This is a genomic window from Pseudomonas monachiensis, from assembly GCF_047345015.1.
Lineage (GTDB): Bacteria > Pseudomonadota > Gammaproteobacteria > Pseudomonadales > Pseudomonadaceae > Aquipseudomonas > Aquipseudomonas monachiensis.
This window is the reverse complement of the sequence record NZ_CP178857.1, coordinates 543,497-561,128: the sequence shown is the minus strand read 5'-3', so window position 1 is coordinate 561,128 and position 17,632 is coordinate 543,497. Positions and strand designations below refer to the sequence as shown.

The window sequence follows — 17,632 nt, the reverse complement described above, 5'->3', positions numbered from 1 at the left end:
AGCAAGCCCGCTCCCACATTTAGTCCGAGCAAGGCGACTCTCTATGCCCACTGCCCTGTACCGATTTCTTCTGGCGATCGCGCTCTTGCTGCCGATGGCCACCCACGCCGGTGACGCCGAAGACTTCGTCGCCGCCAATCCCGTGCAGCAAGCCCGGCTGCTGGAAATCTGGGCCGCGCAACCCGATCCGGCCCGTATCGAACTGATCAACGCCCTGCAACTCGGCGAATTGACCGTCGACGGCCAGCCAAAAACCCTGCGCCTGAACAACCGCCTGCGGGGTCTTATCGACACGGCCCTGGCCAGTCATCAGTTGCTTGCCGCCGACGCTAAACTCCGTCTGGCCGCCGCGCGGCAATTGCAGAAAAGTGCCAAGCCGGCGCAATTGAAATTCCTCGATCAGCAACTGGCGGGCGAAAAGGACGAGAGCGTTCATCCCGCCCTCAGCCTGGCCCTGGCCAATCTGCAACTGGTCGACAGCGATCCGGCCGTGCGCCTCGCCGCTGTGCGCTTGCTCGGCGAAACCGGTGATCCGCTAGCCCGCACTCGCCTCGAAGGCTTGCTCGATCCTGGCGTTGAGGCTGATGCCAATGTACGCACTGCGGCCGAAACCAGCCTCGCTCAAGTCAAACGCAAACTGCTGGTCGGCGAGATGCTCGGCCAGGCCTTCAGCGGCATGTCCCTTGGCTCGATCCTGCTGCTCGCGGCATTAGGGCTTGCGATCACCTTCGGCCTGCTTGGCGTGATCAACATGGCCCACGGCGAGATGCTGATGCTCGGCGCCTACTCGACCTATGTGGTGCAACTGATGTTCCAGCGCTTCGCGCCGCAGGCCATCGAGTTCTATCCACTGATCGCGCTGCCGGTGGCGTTTTTCGTCACCGCGGCCATCGGCATGGCGCTGGAGCGCACGGTGATTCGCCACCTCTACGGCCGTCCGCTGGAAACCCTGCTCGCCACCTGGGGCATCAGCCTGATGCTGATTCAACTGGTTCGCCTGGTGTTCGGCGCGCAGAACGTCGAAGTGGCCAACCCGGCCTGGTTGTCGGGCGGCATTCAAGTGCTGCCGAACCTTGTGCTGCCGTACAACCGCATCGTCATCATTGCCTTTGCGTTGTTTGTGGTGGTGCTGACCTGGCTGCTGCTGAACAAGACTCGCCTCGGCCTGAATGTTCGCGCCGTCACCCAGAACCGCAACATGGCCGCCTGCTGCGGAGTACCGACCGGGCGCGTGGACATGCTCGCCTTCGGCCTCGGCTCGGGCATCGCCGGTCTCGGTGGCGTGGCCCTGAGCCAGATCGGCAACGTCGGCCCGGACCTCGGCCAGAGCTACATCATCGACTCGTTCCTGGTGGTGGTGCTCGGCGGTGTCGGGCAGTTGGCCGGTAGTGTTTTTGCTGCGTTCGGCCTGGGCATCGCCAACAAGATTCTGGAACCGCAGATCGGTGCCGTGCTCGGCAAGATCCTCATCCTCGCGCTGATCATTCTGTTCATCCAGAAACGTCCGCAAGGCCTCTTCGCACTCAAAGGACGGGTGATCGACTGATGAACCAGCCCCTGATGCTCAAGGCTACACAAAAGGCCGGCCCCAAAGTCACGATTGCCATCGGCGCGGTGATCCTCGTTTTGCTGCTGGCGTTACCACTGCTGTCGTTGTTAACGCCGGACAGCACGCTGCATGTTTCCGCCTATACGCTGACGCTGGTGGGCAAGATCCTTTGCTACGCCATCGTCGCCCTGGCGCTCGATCTGGTGTGGGGATACGCAGGCCTGCTGTCCTTGGGCCACGGCCTGTTCTTCGCCCTCGGCGGCTATGCCATGGGCATGTACCTGATGCGCCAGGCCTCGGGCGATGGTTTGCCGGCGTTCATGACCTTCCTGTCGTGGACCGAAATGCCATGGTTCTGGACCGGCACCAGCAGCTTCCTCTGGACCCTGTGCCTGGTGGTATTGGCGCCGGGGCTGCTGGCGTTGGTGTTCGGCTTCTTCGCCTTCCGCTCGCGGATCAAGGGCGTGTATTTCTCGATCATGACCCAGGCCCTGACCTTCGCCGGCATGTTGTTGTTCTTCCGCAACGAAACCGGCTTCGGCGGCAACAACGGCTTCACCAACTTCCGCACCATTCTTGGCTTCGGCATCACCGAACCGGGTACCCGCGCCGTGCTGTTTTTCGCCACGGTGCTGTTGCTGGTGGCGAGCCTGTACATCGGCTGGCGCCTGGCGCAAAGCAAGTTCGGTCGGGTGCTGACCGCGCTGCGCGATGCGGAAAATCGCCTGATGTTCTGCGGCTACGATCCGCGTGGCTTCAAGTTGTTCGTGTGGGTGTTGAGCGCGGTGTTGTGCGGCCTGGCCGGTGCGCTGTACGTGCCGCAAGTGGGGATCATCAACCCGAGTGAAATGTCGCCCACCAACTCGATCGAAGCGGCCGTCTGGGTGGCACTGGGTGGGCGTGGCACCTTGATTGGTCCGTTGCTCGGTGCCGGCGTGGTCAACGGTATGAAGAGCTGGTTCACCGTGGCGTTTCCCGAGTACTGGCTGTTCTTCCTCGGCGCGCTGTTCATCGTCGTGACCCTGTACTTGCCCAAGGGCGTAATCGGTCTGTTGAAGAAAAGAGGTGAGCAATGAGAGTCACTGCAACCGCTGAATTCATGCTCGAACCGGCGTTCTTTCCACCCCTGGAACCCAACCGCGACGCCGGCAGCAGCCGCGATGCCATCGGTCTTGGTCAGCGTGCCGGTAAAGGCCTGAATACGCGCCACGGCACCATCCTGACCCTGGAAGACATCAGTGTCAGCTTCGACGGCTTCCGCGCCCTGAACAATCTGAACCTGTACATCGGCGTCGGCGAACTGCGTTGCATCATCGGCCCCAACGGCGCAGGCAAGACCACCCTGATGGACGTGATCACTGGCAAGACCCGGCCCAGCCACGGCAAGGCCTGGTTCGGCGAAACCCTGGACCTGACGCAAATGAGCGAAGTGCAGATCGCACAGGCCGGCATCGGTCGCAAGTTCCAGAAACCGACGGTGTTCGAAGCGCTGAGCGTGTTTGAAAACCTGGAGCTGGCGCAGAAAACCGACAAGTCGGTGTGGGCCAGCCTGCGGGCACATTTGAGTGGCCAGCAAAAAGACCGCATTGCCGAAGTACTCGAGACCATTCGCCTGACCCCATCGGTCAACCGCCCCGCCGGTTTGCTGTCCCACGGTCAGAAGCAGTTCCTGGAGATCGGCATGTTGCTGATGCAGGACCCGCAATTGCTGCTGCTCGATGAGCCGGTGGCGGGCATGACCGACGCCGAAACCGAGTTCACCGCCGAGCTGTTCAAGAGCCTGGCCGGCAAGCACTCACTGATGGTGGTAGAGCACGACATGAGCTTCGTCGGTTCGATTGCCGATCACGTCACCGTGTTGCATCAAGGCAGCGTGTTGGCCGAAGGGTCGCTGGAACAAGTGCAGGATAACGAGCGGGTGATCGAGGTTTATCTCGGTCGATAGACATGTGAACACCGCTCCCACAGGGGGGTCTGAGGAGAATCTGGAAATGTTGCAAGTCGAAAAACTGCACCAGTACTACGGCGGAAGCCACATCCTGCGCGGCCTGACGTTTGATGTGAAGGTCGGCGAAGTCACCTGCCTGCTCGGCCGAAACGGCGTGGGCAAGACCACCCTGCTCAAATGCCTGATGGGCCTGCTGCCAGCCAAGGAAGGCGCAGTGAACTGGGAAGGCAAACCGATTACCGCCTTCAAGCCGCACCAGCGTGTGCATGCCGGCATCGCCTACGTACCGCAAGGCCGGGAGATCTTCGGCCGCCTGACCGTGGAAGAAAACCTGTTGATGGGCCTGTCGCGCTTTCCCGGCGGCGAAGCGAAGGAAGTCCCGGCGTTCATCTACGAGCTGTTCCCGGTGCTGCTGCAAATGAAGCAACGCCGGGGGGGTGACCTGTCCGGCGGCCAGCAACAACAACTGGCTATCGGCCGTGCGCTGGCCAGCCGCCCTCGCCTGCTGATCCTCGACGAACCCACCGAAGGCATACAGCCGTCTGTGATCAAGGAGATCGGTGCCGTGATCAAAAAGCTCGCGGCCCGGGGCGACATGGCAATCCTGCTGGTCGAGCAGTTCTACGATTTCGCCGCCGAACTGGCCGACCAATACCTGGTGATGTCCCGGGGCGAAATCGTGCAACAGGGTCGCGGGGAAAACATGGAGGCCGAGGGCGTGCGTGGGCTAGTCACGATCTGAGCCAATGGTCACGATCCTCTTGATTCGACTTTCGGGCGTGGAACCCAGCCCGAATCCAGGATTGCCGGATGCGTTTTGTGGATTGATGGAGTAGGCCACCAAAGAACCATCGTGACTTGAGGTGTAATTGTTCTTGAAGACATCGACATGCCTGAAAGCTGTCGCGAGATCGACTGTCGAAGGCAACGCCTGATGCAACTTGATCTGATCTGCGCTGTAGCGGGGGTAAGACCGGGCAGTCTGTTCTGCATACTCCGGTATGTCTAAAAAGGGACAATGCACCAATTTGGTTCTCTACATTTCAGGAGTCTCCCCCTATTGGTGCGCTCAATCCGGCAATAACCGCCTCCTGCTGCGATACCTTGCGGCACAGCCTTTGCAACCATCGTGATGTCCTCACGATAAGCACTGACTATGACTCTTCCCGCTTCTGGTGCCTTGTTTACCCCCAGCTGGCACGCCGAGCTGGAGCTGGGTTACGCACGATTCGACGACAGCACGCGCCCGGTCCAGCGTCGACACCAAGGTCCGTTGCGGGTGCAAAAACACCTGTATGCCGAAGGGCCGGAAGTCTGCCAGCACATCATCGTCCACCCGCCCGGTGGAATTGCCGGCGGTGATCGGCTGGACATCTCGGCCAGCGTCGAGCGCGATGCCTGGGCACAAATCACCAGCCCCGGCGCGGCCAAGTGGTATCGCGCCGCCGGCCCCGCCTATCAGCAGCTGAAGTTGAAGGTGGCGGCCGGTGCGACACTGGAATGGCTGCCCCAGGAGACGATCATTTTCAGCGCGGCCCAGGCTGAACTCAGCACTTGCATCAACCTTGAAGGCGATGCGCGACTGTTCTACTGGGACGTCGTGGCCCTGGGCCGTCCGGCCAGTGGCGAGCGCTTCGATCTCGGGTACTTCCAGGCGCAACTGGATATCCGCCGCGACGGCCAGTTGCTCTGGCACGAACGCCAGCGCATTGTCGGGGCGGACGGCTTGCTGGATTCGCCCATCGGGCTCGATGGGCGACCGGTATTTGCGACGTTGCTGGTGACCGGGGAAATCGATAGCGACTTGCTGGAAACCTGCCGCTCGCTGCCCAGCGACGTGCGCGGGGATCTTTCGCAGTTGCCGGGATTGCTGGTTGCACGGTGCCTGGCCAGTGAAGCGTTGTTGGCGCGGGGGTGGCTGATTGATTTGTGGCGATTGCTCAGGCCTGCGCTGCTTGGCCGCGAAGCAATACCTCCACGAATATGGAACACCTGAATCATGCTTTCTGTGGGAGCGGGCTTGCCCGCGATAGCGATGTATCAGGCACCATTTTTGTTGAATGTGCCGACGCCATCGCGAGCAAGCTCGCTCCCACAGGGGATTTGTACTCACAGGTCCCACACCTTTTAACTGCCGATTATGGATGTCTACGATGGACCTGACCCCACGTGAAAAAGACAAGCTGCTGATCTTCACCGCCGGCCTGGTGGCCGAGCGGCGATTGGCTCGCGGCGTGAAACTCAATTACCCGGAGGCCATGGCCTACATCTCCGCAGCCCTGCTTGAAGGCGCCCGCGACGGCCAGACCGTGGCCGACCTGATGCACTTGGGCACCACCCTGCTGACCCGCGAACAAGTGATGGATGGCATCCCGGAAATGATCCCGGAAATCCAGGTCGAGGCCACTTTCCCCGACGGCACTAAACTGGTCACCGTCCACCAACCCATCGCCTGAGGCCGCGCCATGACTTACCACATCCGCGATGCCGAGCATGCCGACCTGCCAGCCATTCGCGACATCTACAACGACGCGGTGCTCAACACCACGGCGATCTGGAACGAACAGGCGGTCGACCTCGGCAATCGACAGGCCTGGTTCAACGCCCGGCATTCCCAGGCTTATCCGGTCCTGGTGATTGTCGATGCCGACAATACGGTGCTCGGGTACGCCTCGTTCGGCGACTGGCGACCCTTCGACGGTTTTCGCCACACCGTCGAGCACTCGGTCTATGTGCGCAGCGACCAGCGCGGCAACGGCCTCGGTCCACAACTGATGGATGCGCTGATCGAGCGCGCCAAAGGCTGCGGCAAGCACGTGATGGTTGCTGCCATCGAAAGCGGTAACGCCGCCTCCATTCGCTTGCATGAGCGCATCGGCTTTATCACCACCGGGCAAATGCCTCAGGTCGGCACCAAGTTCGGCCGCTGGCTGGACCTGACCTTCATGCAACTGACCCTCAATCCTGGCGCGCAACCACCCGCCGCCAACAAGGAGTGATCGCCCATGAACCCCGCCCAACTGCGACGAGTCAACGTTGAAAGCTTTGCGCATTATCGCCAGGGCCTGATCGATCTGCTGCTCGATGCCGTCGGTTATGGCGCCAGTGTCGGCTTCATGGCTGACCTCGATGCGACCCAGGCCCATACCTATTTTGATGAAGTCCAGGACAACCTGAACAAGGGCAATGTGTTGCTATGGGTGGTGGTCAAGGACGAGCAGGTGCAGGCCAGCGTACAGCTGAGTCTGTGCCAGAAAGCCAACGGTCTGAACCGTGGCGAAGTGCAGAAACTGCTGGTTCGCGAACATGCGCGGCGTCGTGGTCTGGGCCAGCAACTGATGAGCGCCCTGGAGGCCGCTGCCCTGCAGCACAAGCGCGGCATGCTTTACCTCGACACCGAAGCCGGTTCGCCCGCCGAAGCTTTCTACCAATCGCTGGGTTATACCCGCGCCGGTGAAATCCCCGACTACGCCTGCGACCCGAGCGGCCGCTACAAGCCGACCGCCCTGTACTACAAGATTCTCCAAGGAGCCCATTGATGATTCCCGGTGAATACCAGATCCAGCCCGGCGAGATCGAACTCAACGCCGGCCGGCGCACGATCAGCCTGAAAGTGGCCAACAGTGGCGATCGGCCGATCCAGGTCGGCTCGCACTACCACTTTTTCGAAACCAACGACGCCCTGACGTTCGACCGCGCCGCCAGCCGCGGCATGCGCTTGAACATACCCGCCGGCACCGCCGTGCGCTTCGAACCGGGGCAGAGCCGCGAGGTGGAGTTGGTGGACCTGGCCGGGCATCGCCGGGTGTTCGGCTTTGCCGGCAGGATCATGGGTGATCTCGACTGACAAATGCGGTGCTCCCAAAAGATCGCAGCCTCGCTTCGCTCGACAGCCCCAACAGAGACCGGGCGCGCGAATGCAGTGTGAACACCCGTAGGAGCTGCCGAGCGCAGCGAGGCTGCGATAGCGAGTAATGCGAGCGGTCTCAAAATCAATTGAATTCCAAGGCGAACACATGAAGATTTCCCGTCAAGCCTACGCCGACATGTTCGGTCCCACTGTCGGTGACAAGGTCCGCCTGGCCGATACCGAGTTGTGGATCGAAGTGGAACAGGACTTCACCACCTACGGCGAAGAAGTGAAATTCGGTGGCGGTAAAGTCATCCGTGACGGCCAGGGTCAGAGCCAGTTGCTGGCCGCCGAGGTGGTCGACACCCTGATCACCAACGCGCTGATCATCGACCACTGGGGCATCGTCAAGGCTGACGTCGGTCTCAAGGACGGGCGCATCGCGGCGATCGGCAAGGCCGGCAATCCGGACATCCAGCCCAACGTGAACATCGCCATTGGCGCCAGCACCGAAGTCATCGCTGGCGAAGGCATGATCCTCACCGCTGGCGGCATCGACACCCACATCCACTTCATCTGCCCGCAGCAGATCGAAGAAGCGTTGATGAGCGGCGTCACTACCATGATCGGTGGCGGCACCGGACCGGCCACCGGCACCAACGCCACCACCTGCACCTCCGGGCCGTGGCACCTGGCACGCATGCTCCAGGCCGCCGACGCGTTCCCGATGAACATCGGCCTCACCGGCAAGGGCAACGCCAGCCTGCCGGAACCGTTGATCGAGCAGGTCAAGGCCGGCGCCATCGGCCTCAAGCTGCACGAAGACTGGGGCACCACCCCGGCGAGCATCGACAACTGCCTGAGCGTCGCCGACCAGTACGACGTCCAGGTGGCGATCCACACCGACACGCTCAACGAATCCGGCTTCGTCGAAACCACCCTCGCCGCCTTCAAGGGCCGCACCATTCACACCTATCACACCGAAGGTGCCGGTGGCGGTCATGCGCCGGACATCATCAAGGCCTGCGGCTTTGCCAACGTGCTGCCCAGTTCCACCAACCCGACCCGGCCGTTCACTCGCAACACCATTGATGAACACCTCGACATGCTGATGGTCTGCCATCACCTGGACCCGAGCATTGCCGAAGACGTAGCGTTCGCCGAAAGCCGCATCCGCCGCGAGACGATTGCCGCCGAAGACATCCTCCACGACCTCGGTGCGTTCTCGATGATCAGCTCCGACAGCCAGGCCATGGGCCGCGTCGGCGAAGTCATCACCCGCACCTGGCAAACCGCCGACAAGATGAAAAAGCAGCGCGGCCCGTTGCCCGGTGATGGCGAGGGCAACGACAACTTCCGCGCCAAACGCTACATCGCCAAGTACACCATCAACCCGGCGATCACCCACGGCATCAGCCATGAAGTGGGCTCGGTCGAAGTGGGAAAATGGGCCGACCTGGTGCTGTGGCGCCCGGCGTTTTTTGGCGTGAAGCCGACGCTGATTCTCAAGGGTGGTGCCATTGCGGCCAGCCTGATGGGTGACGCCAATGCCTCGATCCCGACGCCACAACCGGTGCACTACCGCCCGATGTTCGCCAGCTTCGGCGGCTCACTGCATGCCACCAGCATGACCTTCATCAGCCAGGCCGCGCAGGAGGCGGGCTTGCCCGAAGCCCTGGGCTTGAAGAAGAAAATCGCCGTGGTCAAAGGCTGCCGTGACGTGCAGAAAACCGACCTGATTCACAACGACTACCTGCCGGACATCGACGTTGATCCGCAGACTTACCAGGTCAAGGCCGACGGCGTGTTGCTGTGGTGTGAGCCGGCGCAAACCTTGCCGATGGCCCAGCGTTACTTCCTGTTCTGACCCGGCAACCACGACACGAGCAAAGGCCTCGCACACCCTGTGGCGAGGCTTTTGTTTTTTCCGTGGTTACTGGGCGGTTTCAATCCGCAGCCGATCCAGCTTGGCCCGAATCATCGCTTCGCGTGTCAGTTTTTTCAGCAACTGCGTAATCTGCAGATCGATGTCTTCCAAGGCTTGAACATATTGCTCGTCAGTCATCAGCTTGCCATCGGCAAAGTCAGCTTCACTTTTGCCCAATTCACTGCACAGCCCTTTGATTTCCACCTCCACCGCAGCCTTTTCCTCGGAGGTCAGCCCCGTGCCTTCGGCCCTGCGCTGCAACGCATCCTGCAAATCGATGGTCGCGTCGATCCGGCGCTTCAAGCCATTCAATTCCTCGCGGTAAGTCGACTCCAGCCAGGTTCGCCAGAGCGGTTGTTCAACGATTCGATCAATCAGCAACTCGCCCTCCTCCAGCGCCTTGATCCGCTGGAACGCTGCCTCGATCATCTCCTTGCTCACCTTGGCGATCTTGCGAAACTGCATGCCCCGTGCCTGCCACGGCAGATCCAGGCGTTCCGCCAGTTCGGTCATGTAGGCCAGGTGCACTTCCACTTCATCGATAGTGCCGGTCACTTCGCCATCGGCGTCGTAGCGGCGGTACCGCTCTCCCTTCGCCCACCGTTCAGAAACACGCGTACGGGCAATGGCACCGAGTTCATCGAGCCGGGACTTGCCCAGGGCCAGCTCCAGCAATTGCGTTTCGATCAGGTCCGCACGCTCCAGGGCGTAAGCTTCGTGGACCAACACCTGCACGCCCATGGCATTGAACAACTGTGTACCGCCATCCACGCACTCGGTGGGGGTTGCCGCCTCGCTGAACAGCCTGATGCGCAGTTCACTGTCGCTGGCCATGGCTTCGAGCATGCGCCAGACCTTGCCGGTCAGTTCTGACCGATAGGTCCCGCCGGCCTTGAAGTCGGCGGATTCGGTGAGCCTGCGGATTTCATTGAAGAACGGCACTGAATCGAATTCATCCTCGACCGCATCCCAGACTTCCTGTTTTATCTGCCATTGCCGCTCGGTCATGCCCGACTTCCAGTTCTTGCTATCCATTACGCTGCGAGGCGGATAGGGACGTTCCGGATCCATGCCAACCGACTCGATGTAAGACTTGAGGATCTCGAGATCCTCCGGCGAGATCCAGCGCGGGGAACGACTGATCACGGTACGCGCCAATAGCTCTGCTCGAAATGAACCGGGCGCGACCTCGGGTATCCGGCTGATCGGGTTACCGCTCAGATCAAGATAAATACTGCGCGGCCGCGATTGCGAAAACAAACCGACAGGCCAGCTGTCCAGCCCTGTTTCGCCCAGCAACAGCACCTGCAAATACGGCATTCGGCTGATGTTCGGAATGAGCTTCAGCGGGTTGCCGTGCATGTGCAGGAACATCATGCGCGTCAAGTTCTTCAGGCGGTCTACCGCCAATGCATCCAGTTCAATGTTATTGCCACCAAGATACAAGCAAGTGAGATGGGGCATGTCCTCCACCGCCTGCGGCAGCTCCGTCAGCAGATTTTCTTGCAGATTGAGATAGCGCACCTGGTGAAACGAGTCGAGGAATGACATGTGCTCGCCGCGCAACCGGCCCCCGCTCAGGCTCAACTCGGTGACATGATCGAAGTTGGCCTCCAGTTTCGGCAGGGTATCCAGAAGCTCGCTCAACTTTGGAATATTGTCGAACCTCAAGGACTGCGGATGCAGCACACCCACCGCTTCCATACCTTCGGGCCCGGTGCGCTGCCAGCATTGCCTGAGTACTTTGTAGATATTGTTTCGCGCACGCCACTCCGCCATGCCCGCCGGGCTAAAACGAAAGGACTTCGTCGGCGAGTCCAACCAGCGTTGCAGGGCGCGGTTCAACTGGTTGAACTCGGCCTCGAGCACGGCCAGTCGTTCATGCGCCGTACCTTCGCCCTGGCGTACCTCCGCCAGCAGCGTCTCGACCTCCTCCGAGGTAAAACCCGGATACAGCGCACGAGCCCGTCGCCGCAACCCCATGCCATTCGGTGCTTGTCGAGCATAGCCACGCATGCCGCCGCGCAGGCGCATGACGGTCGGATCGTAAGTCGGCTTGAAGTTCGGGTTGTCCCGCAGAATCGGCTCAAATACCTGACGATCCAGCGGATGTGCCTTTATCGTTTGCTCCAGCCGCGCGGCCTCGTTGATGCCGAAGCCCAGGGCCGTTCGTTGCGAATCCGGCAACGCATGCAGCACCGCGGCATACACATTGTCCGCGCCGTGCAGGTGTTGATCGCTGTCGTCGCGCGCTTCGTATTTGCCATCCTCACCCAGAATCAGCACTTTGCGGATCGGCGCGTCGACGGGGCCGAGACTGTCGGTCAACGTTCCCTCGAATGAATTCTTACGAACCTCCAGACGCACATCCGCCGGCCAGTCTGGCAAGGCCGCCAGGGAGTGCAACTCCAGGCGCGCGGTATCAGCGTTATGCAAGGCATCGAGGTAAAGGCCTTCATAGGCCCGTGTCATCCGCAATTGCTCGGCGTCCTTGCGGACTTGTTCCGCCAGGCGCAAGGGCACGCGTTTTTTTTCGTTCAGGTGTCGTACGTCCGAAGGATGCGCCTCACCCAGCAACTCTTGCGCCTGGCTGAGCGAGATTTCGGCAAAATCCCCCTTGAGCAGATTCACCAAGGGATCGTCCGAACGGGTCCGACGACTGTACAGAAGGTCGAACAACTTGCGCTTGCGCTGCCCCACCCGTGTTGCCCATTGTTCGCGCAACGCTTCGGTACGCTTCTGCGAGTCACCGGATAACCATTCGCCGAGCAGTTCACGAAGCGCCTGTTCATCAAGGAACCCCACCACGCGCTCGGGCAGCGCCCCCGCCAGCAGGTCGGACCAGCTCATCTGCAACGTATTGGCCGGTAACGCCTGGGCATAACCGTCCTTGATCGCCTTCCCGGTCAGTCCCGGCCCCTGGAAGACTTCAATGGCCTTGTCATCGGGCCAGCCCCTCATTTCGGTCATGATTCGCACGGCGTAATCGGCCCATTCCTCGCCGATCCGGTTGGCCAGAATCTGCTCCGCGCAGGCTTGCGCATCGGTATGGGCCTTGAAGCGCTTGAGGGTATCGGCCAACAGTGCGGGAGGGGTCTGCTGTTCGACGTGAAGCCGGCGCAGCAGATTTTCGTGCACGCCACTGGCGGTCAGAATCTGCTCCAGGGTTTCATCGGAAAGTCCATCCACCGAAGCGCCCAGACGCCTGAGTATCTGCCTCCTGTCCCATTCGAGCGGTTGGTCGAGCTCCGTCTTCCAACTGCCGGCACCGTTGTGCTCCACCAGCGGCTGATAGGCATCGGCGCGAGTCGGGTGTTGAAGTCGATGCCGGCCGGTGGCCGGGTCTTGTTTGACTGCGTAACATTTGTCATCGCGGCGCAGCAGGTCCTGATCCTGATGACGGTACAGCCCTGTGTCACTGGCCTTCGCTCCATCGGGCAACACGATCGGCTGTTCATAGGGACCGAGGTCAGGGCTCCACAAACGCTCCTTGCCGCCGACTTCCACGGGTTTGAGGCCCTCGACAAACGGCGACACTTTGATCGGCGTGACGCCGGTGCCGGGCAGTACATGCCCGGCACCCATGAGTGCCAATTGCGCGAAGTTGATCAAGACCCCATTGAAGTAGGCAGAGGCTTGCTCCTTGTCGCCCTTGCTCCAGTCCTCGATGCCTTCGGCGACCTCGGCGAGCATCTGCGCGACCATGATACCGAGCATGGCTTCGCCCAGTCCGGGCACCAGCATTGCGGCAAAATTGAATACGTTCCAGCCGATCGACAGGTAACTGGTCAAGCGTTTGAAGCGTGCATTGGCATCCTCGTCGTCAGTCGGCACGGCAATGAGCCTGGCATCGGCGATGGCCTTGTCGCGGCGCTCCAGAAACAGCGCCACCCACAGTTCACCCGTAATCTGGTTGGTGATGGGCTCCGCATCGGGGTTTTCAACCGCGGTTTCACGCCACCACGGCCCCATGTCGAGCGGCTCGCGCTCGTGCCAGGCGTAGGTCGTGAGTCGTTCGTTGACCCGGGAGAAAAAAAGTCCTTTGTCCTTCTGAGCTACAAAACGGCTGAAAAAGGCTTGGTAATCGGCATTTCTCAACTGACCGAGCAGCGTTTTCATGAACGCTGTCAGCGACGGATACTCCCTGAAGGGATGCTCCGGATCATCCGGGACATAGGCGATCAACGAACCGGTCAAACGACTTTGTTGATAAATATCCTCGCGGCGCAACAGTTCATCGCTCAGCCCCTGCGGTCCATTGGCAAAGAAGGCTTGCAACAGTTTGAATTGATCATATGCCTGGCCCGGCAGTACCGAGAGGCGGCGCGACCAGTCTATCCAGAAACTCAACAGCTCCGGCGTCAACGCTTCAACTTCGCGTTTTACTTGCGATGGCTCAATGACTGCGCTGAACAGCACGATGCCAGTCATTCGAAAGCCCATCAGCGACAACCGATGACAAAGCAATGGCTGGTTATACAGTTCGATGTTTGCCTGGCCCTCACGCACCTTGTTCAATGTTCCGAAGGCATGGTCACTGATATCCCCCCTCAATCGGGCAATCAGCGCCGCCACATGAAAAGCCGACTTTTCACTGGCCACCGAATCCCGCTGCAAGGTCCGTTGTGCCTGTGGGGTACTGGGTAACAGGACGGACTTGATGTGTCGTCGGTATTGCCCGCCGATATCCAGGCTTCGGCACAAGGCTGCAAACGCCGGGAGGGTGATGGCCGGTTCAAGGCTGAGACTGCCCCGACTGTCCCTGCGGTAAACACCGGAACTGTTGCGCAACGCGTCAGGTGCCGTTTCGTCTTGTTCGAAGTTGTGCAGCGCAGCTTCCAGCAACGTGGATTCGCGCACACGACTGGCCCCGGTATCGATGCCGATAATGAACTTGCTCGGCACCTCGAGCTGTACGGTGAGCTCGTTGAAGTTCTCGACCGTGGTGAATTTCGATTGCAAAGCCGTTTTGAGCAGCGGTTCGGCGAAGGCGTTGATGTCATGCTTCAACTCGCCCCGGGTCTGGTCCAGTACGTCTTGTAAACGCCAACGTTCATCAATCAACCGCTTGAGATATTGACGGTCGACTTCCCGCGCGCCGCTATACCACTCGGGCATTTGCGGCTCGAGCGCAAGCAGGGACTTCAACCTCTCTACCGGCGCATTTTTGATGGCTCCCGGTATCACGTCATTTGCACGACGGTAATGTATCCCGTGACTATCGATGGACACTCCGTCCGGTATTTTCTGTGAGTTGCTTCCATGCAAGTCAGACACTTTTGAATCACCTTGATGACAGGAAAAGAACCACCAGCTTATTCACCTGCACCTGAAACAAAAGTCCAAATAACTGCTTGGCCGCCCCCCCGAAATGGCTCCGGGGGATCGAAATTCAGGGAGCCAAAAACATATATCTACCGCCATCGGCACGTCCGCCTGTGCCACTGCATGAGCGGTCGTGTTTTTTCCGGCAAAGGGACTACTATTCGACTCGCCGCCCCCGATTCATAAACAGGTAACCGCCATGCGTCTTTCCGAATTCATCGTGTTACACGTTGATCGCATCGTCGATGAGTGGGAGCTGTTCGCCAAAACCATCACCCCGGCCGCCGAAAACATGGATAGCGCCGCCTTGCGCGACCATGCCCGGTCGATCCTGCTGGCCGCGGCCCGGGACATGTGCAAACCCCAGACACCTGCCGAACAGGCGGCCAAGGCGCGCGGCGAAGGACCGGAGAAAACCCCCAGCCTCGACGAGGCCGGCGCCAGCCACGGCGAACTGCGTCACACCGTGGGTTTTGATCTGGTGCAGATGACCAGCGAATTCCGTCACCTGCGCGCCTGTGTCATCCGCCTGTGGGTCAACAGCCTGCAATCGCCTGACCTGGCCTACTTCCAGGACATGATACGTTTCAACGAAGCCATCGACGAAGCCCTCGCCGAATCCACGGCCACATATGCCGAGCAGGTCAATCGTTCACGGGACATTTTTCTGGCGATCCTCGGCCATGACCTGCGCGCGCCCCTGCAGGCGGTGAGCATGTCCACTGAACTGCTGCTGCGCAAAGCCGAGCTCGACGGTGATGCGCTCAAGTGCGCGGTCAATATCCTGCGCAGTACCGGGCACCTGGCGGTGATGGTCGGGGACTTGCTGGAACTGGTGCGCAGCCGCCTGGGCAAGCGCCTGCCGATCGAGCTGGCGCCCATGGACCTGGCCGAAGCCGCGCGCGAAGCGATTGCCCGGGCCTGTGCCAGTCAACCGGAATGCAATCCGACCCTGGATGTGCAGGGCGACACCCGCGGCACCTGGGACCCGCGCCGGCTCGATCAGATGCTGCAAAACCTGATCGGCAATGCCTTGCAGCACGGCTCAAGCAAACGCGAAGTGACGCTGCGCCTCAGGGGCGAGGCTGACAGCGTCCGACTGACGGTGCACAACGACGGAGCCCCGATCCCCTGCGATGCGATCCCGACGATTTTCGACCCGCTGGTGCGCAGTGCCAGCGAAGAACTCGGCGAGCCGACGACCAGCCTTGGGTTGGGATTGTTTATCGTCAAGGAAGTGGTTGATGCGCATCAGGGAACGATTGAAGTCAGTTCCCGTGAGATAGATGGCACGACGTTTACCGTGGTGTTGCCGAGGAAGGTCTAGACGTTTGCCGAGGGGAGGCTTTTGTGGCGAGGGAGCTTGCTCCCGCTCGAGCGCGAAGCGGTCGCAAGCCCTGCAATTGCGCTGAACCTGTTGAAATGTGCTGACTGGATGTTTTTGGGGCTGCTTCGCAGCCCAACGGGACGGTGCGGCGATCCGACAAGCTCCCTCGCCACAGGCTGGGTGCCACTCTTTGAGTTACTCCACCACCAACCGCCCCAACCTCTGCTTGAGCATGCGGTTCTCGGCCCGCAGTTGCTGGACTTCTTCGAGCAGGTCCAGCGCCAGGGCGACGCCTTCCCATTCCAGGTCAAGGTCGCGCCGCAGCTTGGCGGCGCGCTTGGCCAGGGTCAGCTCGTAGTCGTTGAAAACCCAGTCCTTGGGCTGGGCGCCCTGAGGTTCGAGGATGCCGTGCTCGACGATTTCGATCACGTAGACGTCCGACAGCCCGGCCGCCTCACAGAATTCTGCCATGTCCAGTTGAACGATCAGGGGACTGCTCATAGTCAGTGACTCCTTGGTTCCATGGGATCAAAAATGCTCTCGCGGGTCGAACGCGGCTTTTTTTGCCAGCTCCTGCCACAGGGCCTTGATGTCCTCGTCGGATTTCTTCGGCATCACGGCTTTCAGTTGCACGAACAGATAACCGCGCTCACCGGCCTTGTTCATCAGGCCATGGCCCTTGGCACGCATGCGCTGGCCATTCTGGCTGCCCGCCGGTACCTTGAGGTTGATCTTGCCGGTCAGGGTCGGCACCGCGACTTCAGCGCCCAACGCCAGCTCCCACGGTGCCAGTGGCAAGGTGATGATCAGGTTCTCGCCTTCGACGTCGAATTTCGGGTGCGGCGCAAAACGGATCGTCAGGTACAGGTCGCCATTGGCCCCGCCACCCACGCCCGGAGCGCCCTGCCCCTTGAGGCGAATGCGCTCGCCGTCGCTCACACCGGCCGGAATCTTCACGTTCAGGCTCTTGCTGGTGTTGCTCACATGCTGGCCGGCCGCATTGTACTGCGGCACCTGGAAGGTGACCTTCTTCGACTCGGTCGACAGCGTTTCTTCGAGAAAAACCCCAAGCTCCATTTCCACGTCCTGCCCTCGACGTCCGGTACTGCGACGCGACTGTCCACCACCACTGAAACCAGGCCCACGGTTGCCGAAGATCGAACTGAAGAAGTCCGAGAAATCGCCCGTGTCCTGGCCACCGCCACCGAAACCGCCACGGCTTTGCCAGCCTGGTGGTCCCTGGAACGGTTGGCCGTGCTGGCCATAGCGGCGCAAATCATCGTATTCGGCGCGTTTGTCGGCGCTTTTCAGCGCTTCATAAGCTTCCGAGGCGTCCTTGAACCTGGACTCGGCGTCCTTTTCCTTGCTGACGTCGGGGTGGTATTTGCGCGCCAGCTTGCGATAGGCGGCCTTGATCGCCTTATCGTCTGCGGTCGGCTCCACACCGAGAATCTTGTAATAGTCTTTGAAGTCCATCGAGGGAATCACCATCCGTTATCAGAATCGCGCCACAGGCCACAGCATGCGCTTGTTTGCAGCCATTGGTTTGACCGATCTCAAGTTTGTGACCGGGCGGCGCGGCAGAAGTTTATCGGCAGCAGGCGGGGCTTCTTGCGAGCACTCCCGCGGCTGTCCGGTTGATGCAGGGTAGTTTGGGGGGGATCACCCATCTTTCAAGGCATTGTCCGCGAAGAATTAGCAGATAA

At 60.6% G+C, this 17,632-nt stretch carries 14 protein-coding genes; 11 read left to right on the top strand and 3 right to left on the bottom strand.

Features of this window, described 5'->3' with window-relative positions; translation table 11 throughout:
- Positions 1–43: 43 nt before the first annotated feature.
- From urtB to ureC, 10 genes are all read left to right on the top strand, one after another.
- Positions 44–1,546, top strand: coding sequence for an urea ABC transporter permease subunit UrtB (urtB, locus tag ACMDB8_RS02425; protein WP_409078582.1), 1,503 nt, complete (start codon positions 44–46; stop codon positions 1,544–1,546).
- The gene (urtC, locus tag ACMDB8_RS02420) at positions 1,546–2,625 is read left to right on the top strand and encodes an urea ABC transporter permease subunit UrtC (RefSeq protein WP_056725344.1); all 1,080 of its coding nucleotides are present in this window, start codon (positions 1,546–1,548) and stop codon (positions 2,623–2,625) included. Before urtB ends, urtC begins: the two co-directional genes overlap by 1 nt.
- Complete coding sequence (gene urtD / locus ACMDB8_RS02415; protein ID WP_056725346.1) at positions 2,622–3,494, top strand: urea ABC transporter ATP-binding protein UrtD; 873 nt, start codon at positions 2,622–2,624, stop codon at positions 3,492–3,494. Before urtC ends, urtD begins: the two co-directional genes overlap by 4 nt.
- A 46-nt stretch (positions 3,495–3,540) precedes the next feature.
- A complete protein-coding gene (gene urtE / locus ACMDB8_RS02410) occupies positions 3,541–4,239 on the top strand; it encodes an urea ABC transporter ATP-binding subunit UrtE (RefSeq protein ID WP_056725349.1) in 699 nt (232 codons plus the stop codon).
- Between the two features lie 414 nt (positions 4,240–4,653).
- Positions 4,654–5,493 (top strand): urease accessory protein UreD, encoded by an 840-nt coding sequence (locus ACMDB8_RS02405; RefSeq protein ID WP_409078581.1) that lies wholly within the window; start codon positions 4,654–4,656, stop codon positions 5,491–5,493.
- A 157-nt stretch (positions 5,494–5,650) separates the two neighbouring features.
- Complete coding sequence (locus tag ACMDB8_RS02400) at positions 5,651–5,953, top strand: urease subunit gamma (RefSeq protein WP_056725351.1); 303 nt, start codon at positions 5,651–5,653, stop codon at positions 5,951–5,953.
- A 9-nt stretch (positions 5,954–5,962) separates the two neighbouring features.
- Positions 5,963–6,496 (top strand): GNAT family N-acetyltransferase, encoded by a 534-nt coding sequence (locus ACMDB8_RS02395; protein ID WP_056725353.1) that lies wholly within the window; start codon positions 5,963–5,965, stop codon positions 6,494–6,496.
- Positions 6,497–6,502: 6 nt separating this feature from the next.
- Positions 6,503–7,036, top strand: a complete 534-nt coding sequence (locus tag ACMDB8_RS02390; protein WP_223541713.1) for a GNAT family N-acetyltransferase — start codon at positions 6,503–6,505, stop codon at positions 7,034–7,036.
- The gene (locus tag ACMDB8_RS02385; RefSeq protein ID WP_223541714.1) at positions 7,036–7,344 is read left to right on the top strand and encodes an urease subunit beta; all 309 of its coding nucleotides are present in this window, start codon (positions 7,036–7,038) and stop codon (positions 7,342–7,344) included. Before ACMDB8_RS02390 ends, ACMDB8_RS02385 begins: the two co-directional genes overlap by 1 nt.
- A 169-nt stretch (positions 7,345–7,513) precedes the next feature.
- Positions 7,514–9,214, top strand: coding sequence for an urease subunit alpha (gene ureC / locus ACMDB8_RS02380; RefSeq protein WP_056725357.1), 1,701 nt, complete (start codon positions 7,514–7,516; stop codon positions 9,212–9,214).
- Positions 9,215–9,280: 66 nt separating this feature from the next.
- On the opposite strand, the gene ACMDB8_RS02375 is transcribed toward ureC, so the two are convergent.
- The gene (locus tag ACMDB8_RS02375; protein ID WP_409078580.1) at positions 9,281–14,551 is read right to left on the bottom strand and encodes a dermonecrotic toxin domain-containing protein; all 5,271 of its coding nucleotides are present in this window, start codon (positions 14,549–14,551) and stop codon (positions 9,281–9,283) included.
- Between the two features lie 247 nt (positions 14,552–14,798).
- Between ACMDB8_RS02375 and ACMDB8_RS02370 the strand changes: the two genes are divergently transcribed.
- Positions 14,799–15,926, top strand: a complete 1,128-nt coding sequence (locus tag ACMDB8_RS02370; RefSeq protein WP_409078579.1) for a sensor histidine kinase — start codon at positions 14,799–14,801, stop codon at positions 15,924–15,926.
- A gap of 195 nt (positions 15,927–16,121) precedes the next feature.
- On the opposite strand, the gene ACMDB8_RS02365 is transcribed toward ACMDB8_RS02370, so the two are convergent.
- Together ACMDB8_RS02365 and ACMDB8_RS02360 are read right to left on the bottom strand one after the other, a co-directional pair.
- Positions 16,122–16,427, bottom strand: coding sequence for a chaperone modulator CbpM (locus ACMDB8_RS02365; protein WP_056725368.1), 306 nt, complete (start codon positions 16,425–16,427; stop codon positions 16,122–16,124).
- A gap of 27 nt (positions 16,428–16,454) precedes the next feature.
- Positions 16,455–17,402: a DnaJ C-terminal domain-containing protein gene (locus ACMDB8_RS02360; protein ID WP_056725369.1), complete on the bottom strand. Its 948-nt coding sequence runs from the start codon at positions 17,400–17,402 to the stop codon at positions 16,455–16,457.
- Positions 17,403–17,632: the final 230 nt, after the last annotated feature.

Coding starts and splice junctions, on each gene's coding strand:
- ACMDB8_RS02400 (WP_056725351.1), top strand. CDS start 5,651: ATGGACCTGACCCCACGTGAAAAAGACAAGCTGCTGATCTTCACCGCC.
- urtB (WP_409078582.1), top strand. CDS start 44: ATGCCCACTGCCCTGTACCGATTTCTTCTGGCGATCGCGCTCTTGCTG.
- urtC (WP_056725344.1), top strand. CDS start 1,546: ATGAACCAGCCCCTGATGCTCAAGGCTACACAAAAGGCCGGCCCCAAA.
- ACMDB8_RS02395 (WP_056725353.1), top strand. CDS start 5,963: ATGACTTACCACATCCGCGATGCCGAGCATGCCGACCTGCCAGCCATT.
- ACMDB8_RS02390 (WP_223541713.1), top strand. CDS start 6,503: ATGAACCCCGCCCAACTGCGACGAGTCAACGTTGAAAGCTTTGCGCAT.
- urtD (WP_056725346.1), top strand. CDS start 2,622: ATGAGAGTCACTGCAACCGCTGAATTCATGCTCGAACCGGCGTTCTTT.
- ACMDB8_RS02385 (WP_223541714.1), top strand. CDS start 7,036: ATGATTCCCGGTGAATACCAGATCCAGCCCGGCGAGATCGAACTCAAC.
- ACMDB8_RS02360 (WP_056725369.1), bottom strand. CDS start 17,402: ATGGACTTCAAAGACTATTACAAGATTCTCGGTGTGGAGCCGACCGCA.
- urtE (WP_056725349.1), top strand. CDS start 3,541: ATGTTGCAAGTCGAAAAACTGCACCAGTACTACGGCGGAAGCCACATC.
- ACMDB8_RS02370 (WP_409078579.1), top strand. CDS start 14,799: ATGCGTCTTTCCGAATTCATCGTGTTACACGTTGATCGCATCGTCGAT.
- ureC (WP_056725357.1), top strand. CDS start 7,514: ATGAAGATTTCCCGTCAAGCCTACGCCGACATGTTCGGTCCCACTGTC.
- ACMDB8_RS02365 (WP_056725368.1), bottom strand. CDS start 16,427: ATGAGCAGTCCCCTGATCGTTCAACTGGACATGGCAGAATTCTGTGAG.
- ACMDB8_RS02405 (WP_409078581.1), top strand. CDS start 4,654: ATGACTCTTCCCGCTTCTGGTGCCTTGTTTACCCCCAGCTGGCACGCC.